This window comes from Bradyrhizobium sp. RD5-C2 (assembly GCF_019972155.1).
Taxonomy (GTDB): Bacteria; Pseudomonadota; Alphaproteobacteria; order Rhizobiales; family Xanthobacteraceae; genus Bradyrhizobium.
In genome coordinates this window covers 649,176-659,300 of record NZ_BOVL01000019.1, presented here as the reverse complement: position 1 = coordinate 659,300, position 10,125 = coordinate 649,176, and the positions used below count along the sequence as shown (strand labels likewise).

9 protein-coding genes are annotated in these 10,125 nt (G+C 64.4%); 4 read left to right on the top strand and 5 right to left on the bottom strand.

Features of this window, described 5'->3' with window-relative positions:
- Window positions 1–209: 209 nt before the first annotated feature.
- Complete coding sequence (locus tag BraRD5C2_RS24135; protein ID WP_374708043.1) at window positions 210–1,040, bottom strand: DUF3108 domain-containing protein; 831 nt, start codon at window positions 1,038–1,040, stop codon at window positions 210–212.
- Between the two features lie 353 nt (window positions 1,041–1,393).
- Here BraRD5C2_RS24135 and rpmB point away from each other — a divergent pair, with 353 nt between their 5' ends.
- Window positions 1,394–1,702, top strand: coding sequence for a 50S ribosomal protein L28 (gene rpmB / locus BraRD5C2_RS24130; protein ID WP_092120029.1), 309 nt, complete (start codon window positions 1,394–1,396; stop codon window positions 1,700–1,702).
- Window positions 1,703–2,282: 580 nt separating this feature from the next.
- On the opposite strand, the gene BraRD5C2_RS24125 is transcribed toward rpmB, so the two are convergent.
- The gene (locus BraRD5C2_RS24125; protein WP_223972183.1) at window positions 2,283–2,480 is read right to left on the bottom strand and encodes a hypothetical protein; all 198 of its coding nucleotides are present in this window, start codon (window positions 2,478–2,480) and stop codon (window positions 2,283–2,285) included.
- Between the two features lie 613 nt (window positions 2,481–3,093).
- On the opposite strand from BraRD5C2_RS24125, the gene BraRD5C2_RS24120 reads away from it, so the two are divergent.
- From BraRD5C2_RS24120 to BraRD5C2_RS24110, 3 genes are all read left to right on the top strand, one after another.
- A complete protein-coding gene (locus BraRD5C2_RS24120) occupies window positions 3,094–3,285 on the top strand; it encodes a hypothetical protein (RefSeq protein WP_223972182.1) in 192 nt (63 codons plus the stop codon).
- A 292-nt stretch (window positions 3,286–3,577) separates the two neighbouring features.
- Window positions 3,578–3,805 (top strand): hypothetical protein, encoded by a 228-nt coding sequence (locus BraRD5C2_RS24115; RefSeq protein ID WP_223972181.1) that lies wholly within the window; start codon window positions 3,578–3,580, stop codon window positions 3,803–3,805.
- A gap of 271 nt (window positions 3,806–4,076) precedes the next feature.
- Entirely contained in the window at window positions 4,077–5,282 is a 1,206-nt protein-coding gene (locus BraRD5C2_RS24110; protein ID WP_223972180.1) for an ABC transporter substrate-binding protein, read from the top strand.
- Window positions 5,283–5,472: 190 nt separating this feature from the next.
- Here BraRD5C2_RS24110 and BraRD5C2_RS24105 read toward each other — a convergent pair whose 3' ends face one another.
- From BraRD5C2_RS24105 to BraRD5C2_RS24095, 3 genes are all read right to left on the bottom strand, one after another.
- On the bottom strand, window positions 5,473–6,435 hold the full coding sequence (locus BraRD5C2_RS24105) for an alpha/beta hydrolase (RefSeq protein ID WP_223972179.1): 963 nt from the start codon (window positions 6,433–6,435) through the stop codon (window positions 5,473–5,475).
- 20 nt (window positions 6,436–6,455) lie between these two features.
- A complete protein-coding gene (locus BraRD5C2_RS24100; protein WP_223972177.1) occupies window positions 6,456–8,231 on the bottom strand; it encodes an NAD(P)-binding domain-containing protein in 1,776 nt (591 codons plus the stop codon).
- A 63-nt stretch (window positions 8,232–8,294) separates the two neighbouring features.
- Window positions 8,295–10,125, bottom strand: a 1,831-nt coding sequence (locus BraRD5C2_RS24095; protein ID WP_223972175.1) for an AMP-binding protein, incomplete at its 5' end; no start/stop codon positions are given.

Below are 10,125 nucleotides of genomic sequence, written 5' to 3'. Positions count from 1 at the left end.
AGTCGAATCAGAAGCCGGCAAGAGTCAACTGGATTCCGGTGACGTTTGTTGCATTCCGCCGGCTATCACCCCTTCAGACCCGTCATCCTGAGGAGCCGCGAAGCGGCGTCTCGAAGGATGCACGGCCCGGCCGGTGGCCGTCGACCCTTCGAGACGCGCTACGCGCTCCTCAGGGTGACGGTCGGGCAGCATACCAGCGAACGAAATCCCTACTGCGTCTTCGCCACGCGCGGCGGCGCGGCTGTGGTGACGAACGAGGTGGCTTCCAGCATGGCCTGGCCGAGCGGGGTCGGGATCGTCATGCGGAACGGCACCAGCAGGCGGGTGCCCGCGATCGGCACGAAGGCGATCTCGATGTTGCGCTGGGCGGCGAGATATTTGATGACAGGACGATCCGGGATATAGCCCGCGATCGGCACGAAATAGAGCGCGCAGACCAGCGCCGGACCGTGATAGCCGCGCTCGGCCTTCACGATCTCGACCCGCTTGAAATCCAGCTTGAGGTCGTAGCGCATGCGGCCGTCGAACACGCCGGCGCCGGTGCGGCAGACATCCGGGCTCATCAATTCGGCATTGCCGGGCGCGCGCAGGAACGAGCCGGTCATCGGATCGAACACGTTCTTCTTTTGCGCGTCGCTCACGGGAAGCCGGTCGGCATCAACCGGCGGCTCCGGTTCGATCGTGGATTCCTTGATGCCGCCATTGGCCAGCACCATCCGGATCGTCTCGGATTTCTTCGATGTGGTGGTGGTCGCAGTGTAGGAGGAGGCAACCAGCGCGCCGTTGACGACGCGGCCCTGCGAGGCGCCCCCGCCGCTGCCGCCGGAGAACGCCTTCAAGAGGCCCGCGGTGCCGCCCTGGGCCGAGGCCGAGAAGCTGTCGTCGCCGATTTCAATGGTCCAGCTGCCCTTGCCGACCGGGATACCGGCCAGCGTCGCCTCATACTGGGCGTCGAGCCGCCCCTGCGCGCTCGCGCGCTCGGCGCAAAACAGCAAGAGGGCACCGGCGCACAGGCCGATGAGCCGGCCGAGCGGGGGCAAAAGGGCAATGGCGGTCGTCACTTAACCTACCTGACGGTCCTGCTATCGGCGCTCTGTTCGTTGTCCATTTGGTCCTTCAATTCGGCCGGACAACACGCGCATCTGTTATGGAACCAAGACTTGCAGCCGAATACGCCCTTTATATGGTTGCCATATCCGCCGTTAAGTGGCTGGTAGCGCTTATGAACCGCCATTTCCCGGTACGGTTATGCGGCGATATAATCTTGACGCTTGGGTATTCTCCCCCTATACACCCGCGGTTCCTGGAAAATGGACGCGAATTCAAAACCCCCGCGCGGGCCGCGTGATCGCACGTGCCGCCGGAAGCGGGGATGCAATAAGGATTTTGTAAGATGTCCCGGCGCTGCGAACTGACGGCCAAGGGCCCCCAGACGGGCCACAAGGTGAGCCACTCCAACATCAAGACCAAGCGGCGCTTCCTGCCGAACCTGGCCAACGTGACCTTCATCTCGGATGCGCTCGGCCGCAACGTGCGCCTGCGCGTCTCGACCAACGCGCTGAAGAGCGTCGACCACAATGGCGGCCTCGACGCCTACCTGATCAAGGCCAAGGCTGAAGTGCTGTCGCCCCGTGCGCTGGATCTCAAGCGCGCGATCGAGAAGAAGGTCGGCAAGCCGGTGTTCGTGAAGAAGGCGAGCTGAGCGAAGCCGCGAAAGCGGAATACGCGGAGAGAGTTTTGAACGGCCGGGTCGATGACCCGGCCGTTTTTGTTTTGGCATGCACCGGGTACAGCGGCGAGAAAAGCTCTAGTCCTTGCTGTAAGGACCGATGCACGCTCTGTAATGAAAATCGATCGATAGTCTCGTCAGTCGGAACCACCCAAAAGCAGTGGGTGTGATAATCGGCCGACAAGACCTCAAAGTGATCTTACCCGATCCCCTTGGCGATAGCGCTTGAGCATTGAAACGCCCTTGCGGCTGGTGTCCACTTTGCAAAACATGAAAGTTGTTGCGCGCGCGGCGACAAGCATGTCCGGCCTCGCCGGCGCTCCCTGCGCGCTCTGCATCACGAGCGAGGATCAAGCTGCCGCACCACCTCGGCCGGTCGCGCCGCGCAAATGCACGCGGTCGTCTCGCAATCCTAAATCTGCATCGAGCGACGGAGTGCTTGCGCGATCACGACCAGCCCCGTCGAATTCACCGATCGCGCAGCCGCCGCCGGATCACGCGCTCCAGATTGTAACGCGTCGCGAGGACAGGCCGGATCGCGCCATCGCCCGTCTCACTTCGGCGACCGCAGCCCCGGCGACATCACCCACGCGTTGATGTGCGAGGCGGTCTCGGCCTGACGGGCCATGCGGATCAGGCGGTCGCGTGCGACGCCGGGGGGCATGACGCGGGCTTCGCCGCGGAGGCGGATCGATTCATCCGCTTGGCGTTGCTCCGGGGATCGGCGCGGGTTGGGAAGGCTGTTCTGCATCACGCTGCTCCATTCCATCCGAAGGCGGGAGCGCGACTGGCGTTCTCGGTCACCGGCAGTGCCGGATATGCGCGCGGTGATCACCCACAGTACGCCTGCGGGGCGTGGCCGGACGGTGCACTAGTGAACACAGCGAAGGAAATCGACTGAAGGGATTTGCCCGCCCCGGAGTGCACGGCCCTGGCTTTGGGGGCAGGAAATTGCAGGGCCGTGCAGGCCGGTAACCAGCCCGCTGCATCAAGTCGGAGCCGCAGCGCTTGTTCCAGGGTGCCGCGCGACGCGCCAGAAAGCGAATCTCACCAACAATTTCCACGCGACACAGCCTACCCAGTCCTTGCAGAGAAAATATTCCTCTTTCCCGACACCCCAATTGTTGCTCGGGACCCACGGGTGCGTGCTGGCATCTAGCGCTCCCTGCTCCATCAGCGAGGGTCAAGCTGCCGCAAGGCCTGGGCCGATCGCGCCGCGAGATGACGCGCGCACGCTCTCTCCCGCTGTCTGATAGGTGAATCGATCCGACCACGACGTGCATGTGCGGCACGTGAGTGGATTCTTCTTTGCGCAATGACGCGTGAAGTAAAATCGTCCATCGCATCGCGCGGGGAGAGATGGATTGCTTCGTCGCTTCGCTTCTCGCAATGACGGCGCCGCGATGCTTGCGACAGGCCCGCTGACAGCTGTTGCCAATGACAGCGGTGTCATTGCTTCCACCACGCGCACATCACACGAATCTCTGCTTGATGCGGCGAGAGCGCGTGAAGAAAGCCTTAACGCGCGCGCCTCGCACAACGAAGAAAGCCTCTAAATCACGGCAAAAACGGCGTGTCGCTGCGCCATTAATCACAACCTCACGCGATCGATCACGAGCGCATGAGGCGCATGCAAAACGCCACGATCTCTTCCAACTCATGGTGTGCAAACAAGCCGTCCGACACGAATGCGATTCGACGCAGGCCAAGCCCGCATCGTCTCGAACACCGTGAGGGACATCACGGCCGGCACAACTGATTGTGAGGCATGTGCGCCGCACTCTTGGGAAGAAGCCTGGCCGTTCTTACATCACGTCCAAAGAACGACCCCAATAAAGGAATTGGTCAATGCAAGTTCGCGCAGCCGAAACGCGCGGAAGACTGGTGCCTGCGCTCGCAACCGCCGCCGTGGCGGTGCTGGCCACGGCAGTCCTCGTCATCCTCGAATTCACCCCGCCCCGCGATGTGCAGGCCGCGGCCGAGCCCGGCATGATCACCTCCGCCGCCGCCAGTAGAGCCGGCGCCACCGTGCTGCCGACCGATCCGGTCACCACCGGCAGCGTGCGGTATCGCTGAGGGGCGTCGCTCTCTCATCATCGTCGTCCCGGCGAAAGCCGGGGCCCATTACCACTAGTCTTTGCCGTTACCCGCCGAATGTCGCCCCAGCGTCGCACCACATAAGCAGTTGGGGTAATGGGTCCCGGCCTTCGCCGGGACGACGGCAATAATAGTCAGCCCCGCCGCATTTTCGCATCCCTGCCCCGGCGTCTCATCGCAAGCCTGCCTCCCTCGACCTGCGTAAGCTCTCCCTCGCGAACAAAACAAAAAAGCCACAGGGAGGCTCACGATGATCTGGAAGGCCATCACGGCAGCACTCGCGCTTGCGCTCGCGACACAGGCGCACGCCGCCGAGAAGAAATATGGCGCGGGTACCAGCGACACCGAGATCAAGCTCGGACAGACCTCGCCATTCTCGGGCGCGGCGTCGGCCTACAGCGTGATTGCGAAGGTGCAGGCCGCATACTTCAAGATGATCAACGACCAGGGCGGCGTGAACGGGCGCAAGATCAACCTGATCACGCTCGACGATGGCTACTCGCCACCGAAGACGGTGGAGCAGACCCGTAAGCTGGTCGAGCAGGAGGAAGTCGCCGCGATCCTCAATCCGCTGGGCACGCCGACCGGCCTTGCCGTGCGCAAATATCTCAATGACAAGAAGGTGCCGCAGCTGTTCGTCGGAGCCGGCGCCACGCTGTGGGGCGACTATGCGCATTATCCGTGGTCGATCGGCTTCCAGCCGTCGTACCAGGCCGAGACCGCGGTCTACGCCAAATATGTGCTGACCAACAAGCCGGACGCGAAGATCGCGCTGTTCTACCAGAACGACGACGCCGGCAAGGATTACGGCAACGGCTTCAAGAAGGGGTTGGGGCCGGAGAACACCGCCAAGATGGTGGTGGCAGAGACGACCTATGAATCGACGGACCCCACGGTCGACAGCCAGATCGTGAAGCTGAAAGCCTCCGGCGCCAACGTGCTGTTCATGCACGCGATCCCCAAGCAGGCGGCGCAGGCGATCAAGAAGATCGGTGAGATCGGCTGGAAGCCCGACATGTTCTTCCTCGCGGCGACCTCGACCTCGGTATCCTCGGTGCTGAAGCCCGCCGGCTTCGAATACTCGAAGGACATCATCTCGTCCTACTCGCTGAAGGATCCGAACGACCCGCAATGGAAGACGGATCCGGACGTGATCGCCTGGCAGGACTTCATGAAGAAGTACTTCCCGGACGGCAATCTGCAGGACCAGCTGATCGTCTACGGCTACGTGGTGGCGGAGGCGACGGTGCAGGTGCTCAAGCAATGCGGCGACGACCTCACCCACGAGAACATCATGAAGCAGGCCGCCAACCTCGACATCGCGTTGCCGATGTTCCTGCCCGGCATCAAGGTGAAGACCTCACCGACCGACTATTTCCCGGTCGAGGCGATGCGGCTGCAAAAGTTCAACGGCGAGACCTGGCAGCTGTTCGGCGACACGATCGGGAATGATTGAGGGATGTGATTCAAGGCTGAAAATATCCCCAGCGTCGTCCCGGCGAAGGCCGGGACCCATTACCCCGAATGCTCGTGTCGGGCGAAGCCGGGGCCGCAGCCCGCTGCAACAACAGGCTGCGGTGGTTATGGGTCCCGGCCTTCGCCGGGACGACGAGGAGGTTGGACTTCCTCCTCCAACAACGCGGAGGTTACACACCCCTCTCCAACAACACCCGAAAATCCGCCCGCGCACGCTGCGCCTCGGCGCGCGCGGCCTCGGACGCATCGCCGAGGCCAAAGTAGCCGTGAATCAGGCCCTCGCCGGAGTGATACGTCACCGGCACGCCGGCCGCCTGCAACGCTTTGGCGTAGGCATGGCCCTCGTCGCGCAGCGGGTCGAACCAGGCTGTCGTGACGACAGCCGGCGCGACACCGGCGAGAGACTTCGCGCGCAGCGGCGAGACGCGCCAGTCAGAACCCTGCGCGGGATTCGCGAGATAATGCCCGGCGAACCACTGCATCGTCGCCCGCGTCAGGAAGTAGCCCTCGGCATTCTCGGCACGCGATGGAAAATTCGCGTTCTCGGCAGGATCAGAAAAACTACCGACCACGTCGGTGACGGGATAGACCAGCAATTGCCCGGCGAGCCTGATGCCGGCGTCGCGGCAGGCGAGCGCGGTGGTGGCAGCGAGATTGCCGCCCGCGGAATCGCCGGCGACACCGACGCGGGAGAGATCGCCGCCGAATTCACCGAGCCGCGCGATCACGTCGCGGATCGCGGCGAAGGCATCCTCGAACGCGCCGGGGAAGCGCGTCTCCGGCGGGCGGCGGTAGTCGACCGAGATCACCACCGCACCGGTCTCGATCACGAGGTTGCGGGCCTGTCGGTCATGGGTCTCGAGATCGCCGGCGACCCAGCCGCCGCCGTGGAAGAAGATCACGGTCGGCGCCGTGCCGCTGCCGTTGCGATAGAGCCGCGCGCCGAGCTTTCCCGCCGCGCCAGCGATCTCGATATCACGCGCCACATCGACCGGCGGCGGCGGCACCGCCTTGCGCGCCTCGGCCAGCGCACGGAGCGAATCGCGGCAGCTCTGCGGCGTCATGGTTGTGGGATCGCGCAGCGGCAGCAGCGGGATGATATTCTCAATGACGGGGTCGAGCGGAAGCGGCATGGGAATCCTTTAGTTCAAGTTCAGGTCAGATGCTTGGAAAGGCCGCCGGCCTCGATCGCGGCGATCTGCAGCGCGATGAAGCGGCTGTAGATGCGGGCCTGCGAGAAGGCGCCGCCGGTGAACCAGAGGCCGGGCTGCGGCGTGCGCGTCCACATGTTGCGCAGCTCCTGCGTCGCGTCGTCAAAGCCCCAGACGCGGCCGACGCGCGCTGCGACGTCCTCGCCGAACAGTTTTGCGAGCAGATGATCGTGGCCCTTGTAGCCGGTGGCGAGCACGAACAGCTCGGCGGCGAGCAACGTGCCGTCGTTCAGCGCGAGGCCATCGGCGGTGAAGCCTGTGATGTCGGCGGCCTGAATCAGGCGGATCTTGCCGTCGGCGATCAATTCGGAACAGCCGACGTTGAAGTAGTAGCCGCCGCCGCGGGAGCGGAATTTCAGCGGCCAGCCGGTGCCGTCTTCACCAAATTCGAGCCGGAAGCCGGCGCGCTCAAGCCGCGACAGCAACGGTGCATCGAGCCGCTTCACCTCGTCGGTGATGATCTTGTGCGCGATCTTCATGACCGGCAGCGGCACGCCGGAATTGAGGATGTCGCGCACCTCGATCGTCGGACCGTCGCCGAGATAGGTCTTGTCGTAGAGTTGCGCCGGCTCGACATTGACCACCATGGTCGGGCTGCGCTGAACCATCGTGACATTGGCGCCCGCGGCGTGCAGCTCTTGGCAGATGTCATGCGCGCTGGTGCCGGTACCGAACACGATCACCGAGCGCCCGGCCCATTCGCGTCCTGCCGCGAACGCGCTGGAATGTAGCACACGGCCAGCGAACCGCTCGATGCCCGGGATGACGGGGATGTTCGGCGTGCCGCTGACGCTGGTCGCGAGCACGATGTGCTTCGGGTGCAGCGTGCGCGGACCATCGGCTCGTCGCAGCGTCACCGTCCAGCGTTGCGTCGCATCGTCATAGCGCGCGCCTTCGAACGAGGTTTCGGTCCAGAAGTCGAGCTCCATGATGTCGACATAGCTTTCCAGCCAGTTCGCGATCTTGTCCTTCGGGATGTAGTCCGGAAAGCTCAGTGGGAACGGCAGGTAACGAAACAGATTGACCGGCGTCTTGTTGTGCAGCTTGAGGCCGCGATAGCGCAGCCGCCAATTGTCACCGACACGCCGCTCGCGATCGACGATCAGGGCATCGAGCCCGATCCGCTTGCACTCGACGGCAGCCGCGATGCCGGCGTGGCCGCCGCCGACAACAAGCACATCAGGCTCGCGGTCGGCATAGGCGCGCGAGGCCTGCCTCTGCTCCAGCCAGTCGGGGGCGGCGAAATCGCGCGCGTGGGATTCCTCCATGGCGTGTTTGGCGCTGATGTCGCAGATGCGATCGAAGTCAGGCATCGTGGAGAACGTCCACGCCGCGGAATTTCCATCCGCACCGCTCAGCAGGCGGACAGCGCCGATGCCGGGGCCGTTCGATGTGTCGAAGGTGAAGACCGCCTCGATCACCTCGCATCCGGCCATTACGGCGCGCCGCGGTATCAAGGCACGGTCATCGAGACGAAATTCACGCGCGTTCGCCGCGGCAGCACGCGCGAGCAGCTCGGCAACGACGCGCTGCCGCCCGCTGAACGTCGCAAAATGCCAGGAGATGCCGAAGATGTTGCGCCAGTGGCTCTCAGGCGCGAACAGCGCGGAAAGAGCATTCGCGGAGCGGTTCGCGAGCGCCGCATCCAGCGCACCGATCCAGCGCTCGGCTATCAGTTCAGGCGCGTCCTCGGTAGCCGGGTTCAGTTTGTCCAGCATGATCGTGCTTTCTCGGGAGCAGTTGCCGACTATCTGACAACATGCTCCCGAAAAGCACAACCATCATGCGACGTGTTGCTCGAGCTGCTCCGGCCCGCCCTCCTCGGCAGCGGGCTCGGCCTGCACCGCAGGCGCTGCGGCGAGTTCCTTCGCAAGCGCCGTGGCGCCGACATAGTCGGTCTTGCCGGTGCCGAGCAGCGGCACCTTGTCGACGACGCGGATGTCGGCAGGCACCGCGAGCTCGGACGCGCCGACGCTCTTGGCCTGGCGCTGCATCGCGGCGCGGTCGGCGTTCCTCTCGGTGGTGAGCAGCACGATGCGTTCGCCCTTGCGCGCATCGGGGATCGAGACCGCAACCGACATCGCCTGCGGCCACAGCGCCGATGCCATCGTCTCCACCGCGGAGAGCGAGACCATCTCGCCCGCGATCTTGGCAAAGCGCTTGGCGCGGCCCTTGATCGCGATGAAGCCCTGCGCGTCGACCGTGACGATATCGCCGGTGTCGTGCCAGCCCTCGGGCAGCGGCTCGAGCACTCCGGGGTTTTCGGCGCGCAGGTAGCCGAGCATCACGTTCGGACCTTTCACCGACAGGCGGCCGCCTTCCTCGATGCCGGGGACCGGATCGAGGCGGTACTGCATCAGCGGCGAGATGCGGCCGACGGTGCCCTGGCGGTTTGCCATCGGCGTGTTCATCGCCAGCACCGGCGCGGTCTCGGTGACGCCGTAGCCCTCGAGAATGCGGATGCCGTAGCGCTCCATATAGATCTGCCGCGTGCGCTCCTTCACTGCTTCCGCACCGGCGATGACGAGCCGCAGCGTGCGGAAATCATAGGCATGCGCCGAGCGGGCGTAACCGGTGAGGAAGGTGTCGGTGCCGAACAGGATGGTCGCGCCGGTCTGGTAGATCAGCTCGGGCACGATCCGGTAGTGCAGCGGCGACGGATACATGAAGATCGGGATGCCGCCGAGCAGCGGCATCATCATGCCGCCGGTCAAACCGAACGAATGGAACACCGGCAGGACGTTGAACACCTTGTCGTTGGCATTGGCATCGACCCGCGCCAGCGCCTGCGCCGCGTTGGCGAGGATGTTGCGGTGGGACAGCACGACACCCTTCGGAGTGCCTTCCGAACCCGAGGTGAACAGGATGACCGCGGGATCGTTGGCCTCACGGGCGACGCGCGGCGCGATGCCGGCGCGGAAGCCTGCGATCTTGTCGCCGAGGCCGATGCCGGCCCTGACATCCTCGAGATAGATGACGCGCGCCTGGCCCGCCATCGCCGTGATCAGCTTGTCGAGCTTGCCCTTCTCGATGAAAGCCTGCGAAGTCAGCACGGTCTTTACCTGCGCCGCCTTCATCGCGGCCAGCACGTTGACTGGACCTGCCGAGAAGTTGAGCATCGCCGGCACGCGGCCGATGGTCTGCAGCGCCATGAACACGACAGCGACGCCCGCCGAGTTCGGCAGCAGCACGCCGACATTCTCGCCGACGGCGGTGCCCTGCTCGAGCTTGCGGCTCAGCACCTGCGCACCGAGGATCAGCTTGCGATAGGTCAGCTTCGTGCCGAGCGCGTCCTCGATGATCGGCTTGCCGGTGTCGCGGTCGCGATAGGCATGGCCGAGGCCCTCGAACAGCGTCTGGTCGAGCATCGCGTTCTGCACCATGGCGTCGATCATGACGTCCTGGAGCGCGGCGCCGGCGGCATTGCGACGCGCCTTGCCCCTGAGCGACTGGTTGATCGGCAGCTTCACCGGCGGCAGGATCGAGATCGTCACCTTGGGGAACCAGGACCGCTTGATCTCGCCATTCTTGAGATAACTGAGATGCGAGCGCTGCGCGCCCTCGATGCGGACCGGGACGACGACCGCGTCGGCCTTGTCGGCGATCATCGCG

Excerpts from the sequence above, each read along its gene's own strand:
- BraRD5C2_RS24125 (WP_223972183.1), bottom strand. The coding sequence starts at position 2,480 with ATGCAGAACAGCCTTCCCAACCCGCGCCGATCCCCGGAGCAACGCCAA.
- BraRD5C2_RS24105 (WP_223972179.1), bottom strand. The coding sequence starts at position 6,435 with ATGCCGCTTCCGCTCGACCCCGTCATTGAGAATATCATCCCGCTGCTG.
- BraRD5C2_RS24110 (WP_223972180.1), top strand. The coding sequence starts at position 4,077 with ATGATCTGGAAGGCCATCACGGCAGCACTCGCGCTTGCGCTCGCGACA.
- rpmB (WP_092120029.1), top strand. The coding sequence starts at position 1,394 with ATGTCCCGGCGCTGCGAACTGACGGCCAAGGGCCCCCAGACGGGCCAC.
- BraRD5C2_RS24100 (WP_223972177.1), bottom strand. The coding sequence starts at position 8,231 with ATGCTGGACAAACTGAACCCGGCTACCGAGGACGCGCCTGAACTGATA.
- BraRD5C2_RS24115 (WP_223972181.1), top strand. The coding sequence starts at position 3,578 with ATGCAAGTTCGCGCAGCCGAAACGCGCGGAAGACTGGTGCCTGCGCTC.